The organism is Acidovorax temperans (assembly GCF_006716905.1).
GTDB classification, from domain to species: Bacteria; Pseudomonadota; Gammaproteobacteria; order Burkholderiales; family Burkholderiaceae_C; genus Acidovorax; species Acidovorax temperans.
In genome coordinates, this window is the sequence record NZ_VFPV01000002.1 from 194877 (window position 1) to 209559 (window position 14683).

Consider the following 14683-nt stretch of genomic DNA (forward strand, 5'->3'; position numbering starts at 1 on the left):
TTCTACATTCGGCACACGATGAATGGAAAGAACTGCCCATGCAACCCGATGTTCTGGTGATCGGTGGCGGCAACGCCGCCCTGTGCGCTGCGCTGATGGCCCGCGAAGCCGGTGCCAGCGTGCTGCTGCTCGAATCCGCCCCGCGCGCCTGGCGCGGCGGCAACTCGGCCCACACGCGCAACCTGCGCTGCATGCACGATGCGCCGCAGGACGTGCTGGTCGATGCCTACTCCGAGGAAGAGTTCTGGCAAGACCTGCTCAAGGTGACGGGCGGGCTGACCAACGAACACCTGGCGCGCCTGGTGATCCGCGAGTCGAGCACCTGCCGCCCCTGGATGCGCCGCCACGGCGTGCACTTTCAGCCCGCGCTGGCAGGCACGCTGCATGTGGCACGCACCAACGCGTTCTTCATGGGTGGCGGCAAGGCGCTGGTCAATGCGTACTACCGCAGCGCCGAGCAACTGGGCGTGCAGATCCGCTACGAGGCGCCTGTGGAGCGCATCGAGATGGACGGCCGCCGCTTCGTCGCCGCCCACCTGGCGAGCGGCGAGCGCATTGCCGCCAAGGCCTGCGTGCTGGCCGCCGGCGGGTTTGAATCGAACCGCGAATGGCTGCGCGAGGCCTGGGGCCAGAACGAGCGGGGAGAGTGGCCGGCCGACAACTTCCTGATCCGGGGCACGGCCTACAACAAGGGCGTACTGCTCAAGCACCTGCTGGATGACCACGGCGCCGACCGCATCGGCGATCCCACGCAGGCGCACATGGTGGCCATCGACGCGCGCGCGCCGCTGTACGACGGCGGCATCTGCACGCGCATTGACTGCGTGTCGCTGGGCGTGGTGGTCAACCGCAATGGCGAACGTTTCTATGACGAGGGCGAGGACTTCTGGCCCAAGCGCTATGCCATCTGGGGCCGCCTGGTGGCGCAGCAACCGGGGCAGATTGGTTACTCGATCATCGACAGCAAGGCCATTGGCCGCTTCATGCCGCCCGTGTTCCCCGGCGTCAAGGCCGACACGCTGCCCGAGCTGGCGCAAAAGCTGGGCTTGCCCGTGGACACCTTCACCCGCACGCTCGATGCCTACAACACCGCCTGCCGCGTGGGCCAGTTTGACCACACCGCGCTGGACGACTGCCACACCGAAGGCGTCACGCCCGCCAAAACGCACTGGGCCCGGCCCATCGACACCGGCCCGTTCTATGGCTACGCGCTCAAGCCGGGCGTCACCTTCACGTACCTCGGCCTGCATACCGACGACACGGCCGCCGTGCGCTTCAACAACCAGCCCAGCCCCAACCTGTTCGTGGCCGGCGAAATGATGGCCGGCAACGTGCTGGGCAAGGGCTACACCGCTGGCGTGGGCATGAGCATTGGCACCGCGTTTGGCCGCATTGCGGGCACCAATGCCGCCAAAGCCGCTTTAGCAGGCCGTTGAAAAATCCTTCGCCGCCGCCCGTGTGGGCCGCTACGATCTGAAGCCATCCAAGAACGACCCAGACAAGAAAGATGAGAGGCAACCAAGACTTCCAGGGGGCGATGTTCAGCTACATCAGCCTTGAAGAGCGCGTGCCAGCGGCACACCCGCTGCGCAAGTTGCGCGCCGTGGTCGATGCGCTGCTGGCGACGATGCACAGCGAGTTCGAAGCGGTGTATGCCCGCCGCGGGCGCCCCTCGGTGCCGCCCGAGATGCTGCTCAAGGCCTTGCTGCTGCAGATCCTGTTCTCCATCCGCAGCGAGCGCCAACTGGTCGAGGCGGTCAACTACAACCTGCTGTACCGCTGGTTCGTGGGCCTGAACATCGAAGACAAGGTCTGGGACCACTCCACCTTCAGCGCCAACCGCGAACGCTTGTTCAACGAAGACCTCGCCCGTGCCTTCTTCGAGCGCGTCAAGCTCAGCGCCCAGTGGGGGCGGCTTGCCAGCGACGAGCACTTCAGCGTGGACGGCACGCTCATCGAAGCCTGGGCCTCGCACAAGAGCTTCAAGCGCAAAGACGATGACAGCGACACGCCGCCCGGACGCAATCCCGAGGTGGACTTCAAAGGACAGGAGCGCTGCAACGACACCCACCAAAGCACCACGGACGCTGATGCACGGTTGTTCAAGAAGAGCGCGGGTGACAAGTCCCGCCTGTGCCACATGGGGCACATCCTCATGGAAAACCGCAACGGGCTGATCGTGGATGTTGAGATCACCCACGCCAGTGGCACCGCCGAGCGCGAAGCGGCGCTGGCCATGCTGGGGCGCCGGGGCAACAGGAACAAGCGGGCCACGGTCGGGGCCGACAAGGGCTACGACAGCAAGGCCTTCATCAAGGGCTGCCGCCGGCTTTTGGTCACGCCACACGTGGCGGCCAAGGACAAGCACTCGGCGGTCGACGCCAGAGTCACGCGGCACGAGAGCTACAAGACCAGCCTGAAGGTGCGCAAGCGCATCGAGGAGGCCTTTGGCTGGATCAAGACCGTGGGTGGTCTGGCCAAGACCAAGCTGATCGGTCAGGCCAAGCTCGCGGGCCAGGCGCTGCTGTGCTTTGCCACCTACAACCTGGTGCGCATGGGCAGTCTGGGTGGCTGGTGGGACGCGCATCATGCGTGAGCCATGGGATACGTGCGCCCGAAACGGGCAAAACGGCCTGCAAACAGGCCGAAATGGCCCTCGAATTTGATTCGTGGGCGCGTCTGGGCGACTTGCTTCTTCGAAATCCACGACCTTGATGCGTTCGAAGAGCACTTTTTCAACGGCCTGTTAGAACCAAAACCGCCTGCAGCGCCCCATGCAAAAGCGCAGGCAGCTATGAAAAATATAGCACCCACGCTTGTCACTTCGTGTACTGCGCTGCCCCCCGAGGGGGAGCGTTGTGCCTTGGGGCGGCCCGGCGGCAAAACAGGAGCAAACCATGCAAGCGCTTGAAGCCCTGACGCGCGACGCCAAAGCGCTGGCGAATGGCGAAATCGTGCTCTCCGCCCCCGAGGCCGAAGTGGCCCGCCAGCTGCAGATCTGTAACGCTTGCCGCTACTGCGAAGGCTTTTGCGCCGTGTTCCCCGCCATGACGCGGCGGCTGGAGTTCGGCAAGGCCGACATCCATTTCATCGCCAACCTGTGCCACAACTGCGGCGCCTGCCTGCACGCCTGCCAGTACGCGCCGCCGCACGAGTTTGCAGTGAACGTGCCCCAGGCCATGGCCCAGGTGCGCGGCCAAACCTATGCCGACTACGCCTGGCCGCCCGCGCTGGGCCAGCTCTACCAGCGCAACGGCCTGACCCTCGCGCTGGCGCTGGTCGCAGGGCTCACGCTGTTCCTGCTGCTGGCCGTGGCGCTGCACGGCCAGGGCATTGCCGCACTGTGGCAGGCCCCCGTGGGCGGCTTCTACGGCATCTTTCCGCACAACCTGCTGGTGGGCCTGTTTGCGCCCGTGTTCCTGTTTGCCGTGCTGGCGCTGGGCCTGGGCGTGCGCCGCTTCTGGCGCGACGTGACGCCCGCCACCAGCGGCGCACCGCTGAGCGCGCCCGCCACGGCCGAGGCCACCGACGCCGTGCTGCGCCTCAAATACCTGGACGGCGGCCACGGCGACGGCTGTCACAACGAAGACGACGCATACACCCTGTCGCGCAGGCGCATGCACCACTTCACGTTCTACGGCTTCACGCTGTGTTTTGCCGCCACCAGCGTGGCCACGCTGTACCACTACCTGCTGGGACTGCCCGCCCCGTACGACCTGCCCAGCCTGCCCAAACTGCTGGGCGGCATTGGCGGCGTGAGCCTGGCGATTGGCACGGCTGGCCTGTGGCGGCTGAATCTGCGCCGCCACCCGCTGCATGGCGATGCCGCACAAAAGCCCATGGACCGCGCCTTCATCGCCCTGCTGTTCCTTACCGCCACCAGCGGCCTGGCCCTGTGGGCGGCGCGCGGCACCGCTGGCCTGCCGCTGCTGCTGTGCCTGCACCTGGGCGCGGTGATGGCGCTGTTTGCCACGCTGCCCTACGGCAAGTTTGCGCACGGCATCTTCCGCACCGCTTCGCTGCTGCGCCACGCGGTGGAAAAGCGCCAGCCCAATCCCATTGGCCTGGGCGCGGACTGATCACAACCCCATCCCCCACACAACCCACGAGAAGGAGACCCCATGAACCACAAGCAAACCCTGCTGCAATGCGCCCTGGCGCTGGCAGCCTTGCCCCTGGCTTTCGGCGCTGCGGCGCAAGACTTTCCGCCCAACAAGCCAGTGACGCTGGTGGTGGGTTTTGCTGCGGGTGGCGCGGCCGACGCAGCGGCGCGGCTGATTGCCAAAAAGCTGGGCGAGAACATTGGCCAGTCGGTGGTGGTGGACAACAAGGGCGGCGCGGGCGGCAACATCGCGCACTAGTTTGTGGCCAATGCGGCGGCCGATGGCACCGTGCTGCTGTTCGGCTCGGTGGGGCCGCTCACCATTGCGCCGCACCTGATGAAGCTGCCCTACGACCCGTTCAAGGACCTCGCCCCGGTGTCGGGCGGCGTGAACTTTCCGAACGTGCTGGTGGTGCACAAGGGCGCGGGCGTGAAGACGCTGGCCGAGTTTGTGCAACTGTCCAAGAAGAAGCCGGGCAGCGTGGAGTTTGCTTCCACCGGCGCGGGCTCCGCATCGCACCTGGCGGGTGAGTTGTTCAACCAGCGCGCGGGCATCGACATGACCCACATCCCCTACAAGGGCGGCGCGCCTGCGCTGCAGGACTTGCTGGGCGAGCGCGTGACCTCGTACTTTGCCGCGCCCCCCACGGCCATGCCGCATGTCGAAGCGGGCAAGCTGATCCCGCTGGCCACCACCGGCCTTACACGCCCTGCTTACCTGCCCAATATCCCCACAGTGGCAGAGTCCGGCTTTCCTGGCTTTGAGGCGCTGAACTGGTACGCCTTTGTGGCCCCCGGCAAGACCCCCGCGCCGCTGCTGGAGCGCTGGAACCAGGAAATCGTCAAGGTGCTGAACGACCCCGGCGTGAAAGAAGCGCTGAACAAGCACGGCCTCAGCCCCCAGCCCACCACGCGGGCCGAGCTGACGGCGTTCATGAAGAAGGAATCGGCCCAGTGGGCCGCCACCATCAAGGAGCGGAAGATTACCGCTGATTGAGGAGGTGGGCGGGCGCGGGGGATGGCTGGTGCGCCGCCCCATGCGCCTGGCCGGTGGCCACTTGCCGCTGGTTGGCCTGTGCCTGCATCACCGAAGGGTCGGTGTGCACCAGCGTGAGCGGGTGCCGCTGGCCCGCCAGGTAGTCCTCCAGGCACGCCAGCAGCAGCGGGCTGCGGTGGCGCTCAGGGCAGGCGCGGATTTCATCGGGCGTCATCCACACGGTGCGCAAGATGCCTGCGTCCAGCGTGCGCCAGCTGTGGTGCGTGCCCAGCGTGCCGGCAAAGGCAAAGCGCAGGTAGGTCAGGTCGTCGCCCGTGCGCGTCTTGACGAAGCGGTTGAGGTACACCCCCACCAGCGCCGTGGGCACAAAGTCGTGCGCGGTTTCTTCCAGCACTTCGCGGGCGCAGGCCTGTTCGGGCGATTCGCCGGGCTCCAGGTGGCCTGCGGGGTTGTTGAGCTTGAGACCGTCCGAGGTCTCTTCTTCCACCAGCAAAAAGCGCCCCTCCCGTTCGATGAGGGCGGCCACGGTGACGTTGGGTTTCCAGCGGTTTGGCATGGCGGGCATTATGACCACAGGGCGTGTCACGGGGCTGACACCGCCGCGCGCATCAAATGGCCTGCAGTGTGCGGGCCATGTACACCGCCCCTTCGCCATAGCTGGCCAGGCGCTGCTGCTGTTCAGGCTGGTGCAGTGGCTGCGCCACATAGCCATGCCGCTGCCAGTAACCTTCCGATCCCTGCACCGACACCAGCGCACTTTGCCGCAGGCCCTGCGCCGTGGCCTGCTCCCACAAGGGCTGCAGCAGGCGCTGCGGCAGCCCCTGTCCGGCCAAGTGGGGCAGCACGGCCATGTCGTGCAGGTACAGCGTGTCGGGCGCAGTGCCCACGGGTGGCTCAAAGTCGCCATGCAGCGGCGTCACCTTGCCCAGCACCGAGTGGTAGGCGGCCAGGTAGGCGCACAGCGCACCGTCCAGCAGCAAGGCCAGCGAGCAGTTCACCGGGCTGGCCAGCCGGCGGGCAAAGACCTCGGTGCTTTCCATGAACCCATCGCCATAGGCGCCGCGTTGCACGGCCATCAGGGCAGGCAGGTCGTCGGTTTGCAGGGGGCGGACTTCAAGAGCGGGCATGGAGGTCGAGTGAAGGGGATGGAGAAGGCAAACACCTCAGTGGTGTGCGATCCATCGGGATCGTGCGGGTTCAAAAGGATATGAGGAAATGGCCTTTTGCCGAGGGTTCGATCCATCCTATCGTATTGAGCAAACTTGCCTTTGATTTTTATTGCCCGCGCAAATCAGCCCATCCGAGGGGCCGTGGTCTCTGCTAACCGTGACGCAGCATTCGGCCCAAACCGGTCTCTCAACCAAGCCACACCCCTACAGCTCCAGCCCCCGCATCAGCGCCTCAGCCCGCGCGCTCACTTCCGGCGTCATGTGCATGGGCCGACCCCATTCGCGCTGCGTCTCCCCCGGCCATTTGTTCGTCGCGTCCATCCCCATCTTGCTGCCCAGGCCGCTCACGGGCGAGGCGAAGTCCAGGTAGTCGATGGGTGTGTGTTCCACCATCATGGTGTCGCGCGCCGGGTCCATGCGGGTGGTGATGGCCCAGATCACTTCCTTCCAGTCGCGCACGTCCACGTCATCGTCCACCACCACGATGAACTTGGTGTACATGAACTGGCGCAGGTGGCTCCACACGCCCATCATCACGCGCCGCGCGTGGCCTGCGTAGGCCTTGCGGATGCTCATCACGGCCATGCGGTAACTGCAGCCTTCGGGTGGCAGGTAGAAGTCCACGATTTCGGGGAACTGCTTTTGCAGGAGCGGGATGAACAGCTCGTTCATCGCCAGGCCCAGCACCGCGGGTTCGTCGGGCGGTTTGCCGGTGTAGGTGCTGTGGTAGATCGGGTCCCGGCGCATGGTGATGCGGTCCACGGTGAGCACGGGGAATTCGGCGCATTCGTTGTAGTAGCCGGTGTGGTCGCCATACGGCCCTTCGAGCGCGTGCTGCCAGCCGCTGGCGTGGTGGGCGTCGGGCTGGATGTGGCCTTCGAGCACGATCTCGGCGGTGGCGGGCACTTGCAGCGGCACGCCCAAAGCAGCAGTCACTTCGGTGCGGGCTCCGCGCAGCAGGCCGGCGAACTGGTATTCGCTCAAGCTGTCAGGCACGGGCGTGACGGCGCCCAGCAGCGTGGCGGGGTCGGCCCCCAGCGCCACGGCCACGGGGTAGGGCTGGCCGGGGTGCTGGGCGCAGTGGTCGGCAAAGTCCAGCGCACCGCCGCGGTGGGCCAGCCAGCGCACGATGACCTGGTTGCGCGAGAGCACCTGCTGGCGGTAGATGCCCAGGTTCTGCCGGGCCTTGCGCGGCCCGCGCGTGATGGTGAGGCCCCAGGTGATGAGCGGGGCCACGTCGCCGGGCCAGCAGTGCTGCACGGGCAGGCGGGCCAAGTCAACATCCGGCCCTTCCCACACCTCTTGCTGGCAAGGCGCGTTGCGGCCCACGGTGTGGGGCGCCATGTTCCACAGGGTCTTGAGCAACTGGCCCATGCCCAGCATGTCTTTGAAGCCTTTGGGGGCCTCGGGCTCTTTGAGGGTGGCGAGCAAGGTGCCCAGGGCGCGCACGCCGTGCAGGTCGGGCACGCCCATGGCGCGGGCCACGCGGGCGGGCGTGCCAAACAGGTTGGTCAGCACGGGCATGTGGTGGCCGGTGGGCTGGGTGAACAGCAGCGCCGGGCCGCTGGCGCGCAGCACGCGGTCGCTCAGCGCGGTCATCTCCAGGTGGGGTGATACGGGCTCGTGCACGCGGTGCAGCTCGCCCGTGGCTTCGAGCTGGGCCATGAAGTCGCGCAGGTCTTGGTACGACATGGGTTTGAAGAAAAAAGGCCTCTAGCGCTTGATGGATAAGCGCTAGCAGCTATGAAATTGATAGTTAAGAGGCGGCGGCCAGTGGGGCGGGCAGCCCGGCCCAGCGCGTGGCCAGGGTGTGGGGCACGTCGATGAGGTCGAGCACGCGGGCCACGCTGGCGTCCACCACGTCTTGCACGCTGCGCGGGTGCTGGTAGAAGGCGGGCAGGGGCGGGCAGCAGATGGCGCCCATCTCCGTCACGGTGAGCATGTTGCGCAGGTGCACGAGGTGCAGCGGGGTTTCGCGCACCATCAGCACCAGCTTGCGGCGCTCTTTGAGCATGACGTCCGCCGCGCGGGTGAGCAGGTTGTCGCTCAGCCCGTGGGCAATGGCCGCCAGGGTGCGCATGGAGCAGGGCGCGACCACCATGGCGTGGCTGCGAAAGGACCCGCTGGCCAGCGTGGCGCCCACGTTGCGTACATCGTGCAGCTGGTGGCCGGGGGCCAGGGCCTGCAGCGCGGCGGGGCTGTCCACACCGCATTCGTGTTGCAGCGTGCGCCAGCCTGCGTCTGACACCACTGCATGCGCTTCGATGCCGGGCTGGCCGTGCAGGGCCTGCAGCAGCCGCAAGCCGTAGGTGGCGCCGCTGGCGCCCGAGATGCCGACGACGATGCGGTTCAAGGTGCGGGCCACGGCGCTGCTGGGGGCGGCCTCGGCATCAGCCATGGGCAGTCTCGCGGCGGGGTTGTGAAGGGGTGGACGCGCCCGTCAGGGGCTCGTAGCGCAGGTCGTCCAGCACGCGTTCCAGCACCAGAGCGGCCTGGGCGGGGTCGAAGTCTTCATGGGCGCGTTTTTTCACGCCGTATTGCTGCAGCTGGTAGTGGCGCGCGGGCTCAATGCCGTGGCGGGCCAGGGTGCTTTTCACGCACACCAGCGGGCAGCCATCCAGCGCAATGATGGGGCGGCCCGCGCGCGCAGTCTTCATGAGGTGGGGCACATCACCGCCCACGCCCGCAATGCACGACATTTCGGCGGCGCCGCAGCGGTCCAGCCGCAGTGCGACATGGTTGGCCAGCTGCGCGGCGCTGGAGCAGCCGGAGCACGAATACACGATGGGCGCGGGGGCGGTGCAGTGGGTGGGCGCTGTGGCCGCCGCGGGGGGGCGCAGGTCGCCGGGTTCGGTGTTCATGGCGGGGCTCCTCAAGGCTTGGGCAACAGGCGGGCGAGCACGGCGCGGGGCGTCCATTGGGCGGGGTCGAGCACGGGCAGCTCCAGTGCGTCCAGGGCGTTCTTCACCACCAGGCCCAGTTCGGTGTCGCCCTGCATGGACAGGCGGCGGCTGAAGAACAGGGTGTCCGGGTCTTGCTTGCGCTGGGCCAGCAGCATGAAGTCGTGGGCGCTGGCGCTGATGGTGAGGTCGGGCGCCTGGGGAGTGAGCGAGCCGGATGCGCTGCCCACGCCGGGCGGGCTGCAGGGCGCAAAGCGCTGGCCGTTCCAGGCAAAGTCGAACGCCACGCGGGCGTCGCGCACCTCAATGCGCAGCTTGCGGCGCAGCAGCAGGGCCAGCACGTCGGCGGGCAGGTGGCGCGCCAGGGCCAGGTTCAGCGCGGTGACCAGCAGCACCGAGCCGGGGTAGGCGGGCAGGCGCGAGAGCAAGGCGCCCACGGGTGCAGGCAACTGGCGCGGTGCGGCGGCGCCAGCGCTGCCCTGGGTGGCGTGGCGGGGGGTGGGGGAATGGGCGGGTGGGTGCATGGCAATCCAGACGTAAGGGGTGGGGCGGCTGCGCCGTCAGGCGGCGGAGCGTTCGGTGTGCTGCTGTGCCGTGTGCAGGTCGCTGCGGCCTTGCTCCAGGCCGGGGCGGCCGTGCCAGAAGCCGTTGCACGGCCAGTCGGGCATCAGCGGCAGGATGCGGTTTTGGGCGTGCACGGCGTTGGCTGGCTGGCGGCGCACTTCGTCAAACAAGGCAATCACTTGCGCCATGTGCTGGGGCTGGGGGCTCAGGCGCACCAGGTCCACGCCCATGGCCCGCATCTGGGGCAGTTCTTCGAGCAGGTTGTAGACGCGTGCCGACTGCGTTTGCGTGCCGTTGAGCACCAGAAAACCTTCCTTCTCGCGCGTGCGCATGGGCAGGCCGTCGGGGTGTTCCATGCAGCTGAAGCGGCAGTCGTCCTTGGGCAGGTTGTAGTGCCGCGCGGTGAAGCAGCGGGCCGAGTACGCCAGCGGCAGCCGCCCGTAGGCGAAAACCTCGGTCTGCAAGCCGGCGGGGCGCGCGGCCTGCACCACGGCCAGGTCCTGGTGGCGCATTTCCAGCGGCATCACCCAGCGGCTGGCGCCGAGCTGGGCCATCCATTGCACGGACTGGGGGTTGAAGAGGTTCAGGTGCGGCCCGGCCACAAAGGGCTGTTTGCCCGCCAGGCAGTGCACCGCGCCCATGTCGTTGGCTTCCACGATGAATTCGCCGTTGGCCGCCAGCTTGTGCAGCCAGGCCACGTCCGAGCCCGATTCAAGCAGCACCTGGCTGGACATGACGACCTGCTTGCCCTTGCCCTGCAGGTGCCGGGCCAGGCCCAGCCAGTCAGACAGGCGCAGCTCGTGGCGGCGTGAGCAGACCGTTTCGCCCAGGTAGATCTCGTCCACGGCCGTGTCGGCCATGGCTTCATAAAACGCAAAGACGCTGTTGCGCGGCCAGTAGTACTGCAGGGGGCCCAGGGTGATTTTCATGGTGGGGGACTCCGGTGTTTCATCGGGGTGTTTCAGATGCAAAGCGGCGCACCGACCTGCGGTCTGGCGCGATCCAGGCCAGGGGGCGCCGCGCAAGGGCCGCCCCGCCGCGCTGGCGCCGTCACCCTTCCCCTAGCGCGAAGCGCGTAGAGAGAAGGGGGAAGCCGCGCAGCGGCTCAGGGGGTTGTCGCCTAACCATTTCACTTCCAGGGGCGGTGGTAGGCGCCCAGGGTGTGCTGCTGGCCCTCGGCCACCTGGTCGAGCTGGGCCATCCAGTGGGTTTTGGGGGCGTAGCGGTGGGGCTGGGCCATGCAGTGGTCGATGGCCTCGCGCCACACGCGCGTCACGTCGGCCACATAGGCGGGGCTGCGCTGGCGGCCTTCGATCTTGATGGCGCGCACGCCGATCTTGGCGAGCTGGGGCAGCAGCTCCAGTGTGTTCAGGCTGGTGGGTTCTTCGATGGCGTAGTAGTTTTCTTCGTCGCCCACATCAAAGCGGCCCTTGCACAGAGTGGGGTAGCCCGCGTTTTCGCCGGGGGCGTAGCGGTCAATCAGCACACCGTTCAGGCGCGATTCCAGGCCCTGCGGCGTTTCTTGCCAGCGCACGGCTTTGGGGGGTGAGCACACGCCATGGGTGTTGGGCGATTCGCCCGTCACGTACGACGACAGGGCGCAGCGGCCTTCCACCATCACGCACAGGCTGCCAAAGCCGAAGACTTCGATCTCGACCGGCGTGCGCTCGATCACCTGGCGCACCTGCTCCATCGACAGCACGCGGGGCAGCACGGCGCGCACCACGCCAAACTGCTCGCGGTAGAAGTTGATGGCCTCGTAATTGGTGGCCGAGCCTTGCACCGACAGGTGCAGCCGCAGCTGCGGGTGGTGTTGGGCGGCGTATTGCATGAGGCCGGGGTCGGCCAGGATGACGGCGTCCAGCCCCATGTCCACGGCCTTGTCCACCGCGCTGCGCCAGGGGCCGGGGTTGGCGGCCTGCGGGTAGGTGTTCAGCGCCATGAACACCTTGCGCCCGCGCTGGTGGGCGTAGGCAATGCCGCTGGCAATGGCGGCTTCGTCAAAGTTCAGCCCGGCAAAGTTGCGGGCGTTGGTGGCATCGCGCAGGCCCAGGTACACGCAGTCGGCACCGTGGTCGATGGCGGCCTTCAGGGCGGGCAGGCTGCCGGCGGGGCAGACCAGTTCAGGGGCAGGGGCTGCGGTGGGGGTGTTTGCAGCAGGGGTCAAGGGTTCCATGGCAAGCGTTTCATCGCCAGCACCGGCATGGTGCCAAGGCATTGGCCGCCACCATAGTGAGCCCTGCGCGCGCAGCCGCTGATCTTCATCAACCGGTGCGCACAATGTCAGACAAATTTAATCGGGATTTGACCTGGGCGGGTCTGGCTGGCCCGCCTTCGCCGCGCGGTCAAGGGGCGTTCCGTGCCCGTTGACCTGGGCTGTTCATGGCAAGATGCTATGAAAAATATAGCTGTCCGCGCTTGCTGGTAAAGCGCGGGAGGCTGATTTGGTTGCAAATGCCTTCGTCAATACCGCACGGCAAAGCGCGCCAGCAGCCAGTCGCGCAGCGTGTCGAACACCGGCGTGGCGTACTCGGGCGTTTCGTTGAACAGCTCGTGGAAGGCGTTTTCAAAGCAGTGCGACTGCACCACGGCCGGCGGTGCTGCCTGCGCAAAGGCCTGGCTGCCTGCGGGGCTCACCAGCCGGTCGGCCCCCGCCCACATCAGCAAGGTGGGCACAGTCCAGGTGGGCGCAGCGGCCACGGTGGCGGGGCCTGCGGTGGCAATGAAGCGGGCCAGGCGGGCGCTGATGCGATCGTGGCAGCGCGGGTCGGCCTGGTAGTCGGCCACCACCTGCGCGTCGTGCGAGAGGTAGTTGGCATTGAGCCCGTTGCCCACGCGCAGGTTGGGCGCAATGCTGGGCAGGGTGGACACCAGCAGCTTTTGCACCGGGCTCAGGCCCGCATCCAGCGCGGGCGATGACATCACCAGCGCATCCACCGGGCACAGGTTCAGCGACACCAGCCGCGCAGCCACCAGGCCGCCCATGCTGTGGCCCAGCAGCACCAGCGGCAGGCCGGGCGGCAGGCGGGCGCGGGTGCATTCGATCATGTCGGCCAGGTCGTCCAGCAGGCGCGTGTCGCTGCTGAGGCCACCGCGCGGCCCGGCGGATTCGCCGTGGCCGTAGTGGTCGTAGCCGCGCACGGCAAAGCCCCAGGTGTTGAGCTGCTCGGCCACCGCGCCGTAGCGGCCCGCGTGCTCGCCCAGCCCGTGCACCAGCACCACCAGGCCGCGCAGGGGGGTGTCGGCGGCCACGGGCCATTCGTGCAGTGCCAGGTTTTCCCCATCGGCAGCGGTGAAGGGGCTGAGGGTGGGGGATGCGAACTGTTGGGGCATACCGGCGCTGGAAGCTATAGGGTTACGACGATCAGGGGGCTGCGGCAGGCGCAGCGCCTTGCTGTGCGGCCTGTGCCTGGGCCATGGCGGCCATCACATGCGCCACCGAGGCGGTGAGGCGCTTGGCGTAGGGCACGTGCAGGAACTCGTTGGGGCCGTGGGCGTTGCTCTTGGGGCCCAGCACGCCGCACACCATCATCTGCGCGGTGGGGAAGCCTTCGCTGAGCATGTTCATCAGCGGGATGGTGCCGCCCTGGCCGATGTAGCCGCAGGGCGCGCCAAAGTGCGCCTGCGAGGCTTCGTTGAGCGCTTGCTCAAACCAGGGCGTGGTGGCCGGGGCGTTCCAGCCCGTGGCGCCGCTCAGGCCCTCGAAGGTGACCTTGGCCTGGTAGGGCGCGTTGTCTTCGAGCAGGGCTTTGAGCTCTTGCACGGCCTGGGCCGCATCCACCAGCGGGGGCAGCCGCAGGCTGAGCTTGAAGGCGGTGTAGGGGCGCAGCACGTTGCCTGCGTCTTGCAGCGTGGGAAAGCCCTCGGCACCGGTCACGCTCAGCGTGGGTTCCCAGGTGCGCTTGAGCAGGGCCTGCAATGGGTCGGTGGTGGTGGGCAGCGCAAAGGTGGTGGAGCCACCGCAGTCGTAGTGCGCCCACGGAAAGCGGCGGTACACCTCTTCACCCAGGATGGCGGCGGTGGCTTGCGCCTGGGCCAGCCGGTCGGCAGGCACCTGGCAATGGAAGCTCTGGGGCAGCAGGCGGCCAGTCTTGCTGTCTTCCAGCCGGTCTAGCACCTGGCGCATGATGCGGAAGGACGAGGGCACCAGGCCCGAGGCGTCGCCCGAGTGGATGCCTTCGGTCAGGATCTCGACCTTGAGCGTGCCGCTGGCCATGCCGCGCAGGCTGGTGGTGAGCCACAGCTGGTCGTAGTTGCCGGCACCGCTGTCCAGGCAGATCACCAGGCCCACGTCGCCCAGGCGGGGGCGCAGGGCGTCGATGTAGGGCATCAGGTCGCGCGAGCCGCTTTCTTCGCAGGTCTCGATCAGGCCGACGATGCGGGGGTGGGGCACATTCTGGCGCTTCAATTCCTGCACGGCGGCGATGCTGGCGTACACCGCGTAGCCGTCGTCCGCGCCGCCCCGGCCGTAGAGCTTGCCGTCCTCGTACTTGGGCGTCCACGGGCCCAGGTCGCTGCGCCAGCCGCTGAATTCAGGTTGCTTGTCCAGGTGGCCATACATCAGCACCGTTTGCGGTGCGTGGGCCTGGGTGGCTTCGATCTCGAAGAACAGCACCGGCGTGCGGCCCGGCAGGCGCACGACTTCCAGCGTAAGACCTGCCACTTTTTGTGACTCGACCCAGGCGGCGGCGTTGCGCACCACGGTGTCCAGCAGGCCTTGCTCTGCCCAGTCGGCCGCGAACATGGGCGACTTGGCGGGGATGGCGATGTAGTCGGTGAGCTGGCGCACGATCTCGCTGTCCCACGCCTGGCTTACCCGATCAAGTGCCAGTGCGGGTTCAAGGGCGATGGGGGGTACGCGGGCATTCATGGCGGGCTCCTGTCGGTGGGCATTGCAAAAACGCCATTCCAACACAAGCCGGCCCAGGCCGCCAAGGCGCGGGCGCTATTC

At 67.4% G+C, this 14683-nt stretch carries 13 protein-coding genes and 1 pseudogene; 4 read left to right on the forward strand and 10 right to left on the reverse strand.

The genetic code is table 11. The features are described 5' to 3' along the window. Positions 1-38 precede the first annotated feature (38 nt). The 4 genes and pseudogenes from tcuA to BDD18_RS09030 all read left to right on the forward strand — a co-directional run bounded on the left by tcuA (position 39) and on the right by BDD18_RS09030 (position 5099). On the forward strand, positions 39-1436 hold the full coding sequence (gene tcuA / locus BDD18_RS09015; RefSeq protein ID WP_142082809.1) for an FAD-dependent tricarballylate dehydrogenase TcuA: 1398 nt from the start codon (positions 39-41) through the stop codon (positions 1434-1436). A gap of 71 nt (positions 1437-1507) precedes the next feature. Beyond that, positions 1508-2596 (forward strand): IS5 family transposase, encoded by a 1089-nt coding sequence (locus tag BDD18_RS09020; protein WP_125958923.1) that lies wholly within the window; start codon positions 1508-1510, stop codon positions 2594-2596. Positions 2597-2897: 301 nt separating this feature from the next. Next, complete coding sequence (gene tcuB / locus BDD18_RS09025; RefSeq protein ID WP_142082812.1) at positions 2898-4079, forward strand: tricarballylate utilization 4Fe-4S protein TcuB; 1182 nt, start codon at positions 2898-2900, stop codon at positions 4077-4079. A gap of 42 nt (positions 4080-4121) precedes the next feature. Then, positions 4122-5099, forward strand: a pseudogene (locus BDD18_RS09030) (Bug family tripartite tricarboxylate transporter substrate binding protein). On the opposite strand, the gene BDD18_RS09035 reads toward BDD18_RS09030, so the two are convergent. From BDD18_RS09035 to BDD18_RS09080, 10 genes are all read right to left on the reverse strand, one after another. Continuing rightward, positions 5086-5655 carry an NUDIX hydrolase gene (locus BDD18_RS09035; RefSeq protein WP_142082814.1) on the reverse strand — a complete coding sequence of 190 codons (570 nt, stop codon included), beginning with the start codon at positions 5653-5655 and terminating at the stop codon, positions 5086-5088. The pseudogene BDD18_RS09030 and the gene BDD18_RS09035 sit on opposite strands and share 14 nt — an antisense overlap. 52 nt (positions 5656-5707) lie before the next feature. Further along, positions 5708-6226, reverse strand: coding sequence for a GNAT family N-acetyltransferase (locus BDD18_RS09040; RefSeq protein WP_142082815.1), 519 nt, complete (start codon positions 6224-6226; stop codon positions 5708-5710). Positions 6227-6472: 246 nt separating this feature from the next. After that, positions 6473-7960, reverse strand: a complete 1488-nt coding sequence (gene ubiD, locus BDD18_RS09045; protein ID WP_142082817.1) for a 4-hydroxy-3-polyprenylbenzoate decarboxylase — start codon at positions 7958-7960, stop codon at positions 6473-6475. A 64-nt stretch (positions 7961-8024) separates the two neighbouring features. Continuing rightward, entirely contained in the window at positions 8025-8666 is a 642-nt protein-coding gene (locus BDD18_RS09050; protein WP_170207389.1) for a UbiX family flavin prenyltransferase, read from the reverse strand. Then, positions 8659-9129 carry a putative zinc-binding protein gene (locus BDD18_RS09055; RefSeq protein ID WP_142082819.1) on the reverse strand — a complete coding sequence of 157 codons (471 nt, stop codon included), beginning with the start codon at positions 9127-9129 and terminating at the stop codon, positions 8659-8661. The genes BDD18_RS09050 and BDD18_RS09055 overlap by 8 nt, the downstream gene beginning before the upstream one ends. An 11-nt stretch (positions 9130-9140) precedes the next feature. Continuing rightward, complete coding sequence (ubiT, locus tag BDD18_RS09060; RefSeq protein ID WP_142082821.1) at positions 9141-9692, reverse strand: ubiquinone anaerobic biosynthesis accessory factor UbiT; 552 nt, start codon at positions 9690-9692, stop codon at positions 9141-9143. Between the two features lie 36 nt (positions 9693-9728). Beyond that, complete coding sequence (gene ubiV / locus BDD18_RS09065) at positions 9729-10661, reverse strand: ubiquinone anaerobic biosynthesis protein UbiV (protein WP_142082823.1); 933 nt, start codon at positions 10659-10661, stop codon at positions 9729-9731. A gap of 200 nt (positions 10662-10861) precedes the next feature. Then, the gene (gene ubiU, locus BDD18_RS09070; RefSeq protein WP_142082824.1) at positions 10862-11908 is read right to left on the reverse strand and encodes a ubiquinone anaerobic biosynthesis protein UbiU; all 1047 of its coding nucleotides are present in this window, start codon (positions 11906-11908) and stop codon (positions 10862-10864) included. 287 nt (positions 11909-12195) lie between these two features. Further along, entirely contained in the window at positions 12196-13065 is an 870-nt protein-coding gene (locus BDD18_RS09075) for an alpha/beta hydrolase (protein ID WP_082758658.1), read from the reverse strand. Between the two features lie 31 nt (positions 13066-13096). Further along, on the reverse strand, positions 13097-14602 hold the full coding sequence (locus BDD18_RS09080) for a M20 family metallopeptidase (protein ID WP_142082826.1): 1506 nt from the start codon (positions 14600-14602) through the stop codon (positions 13097-13099). Positions 14603-14683: the final 81 nt, after the last annotated feature.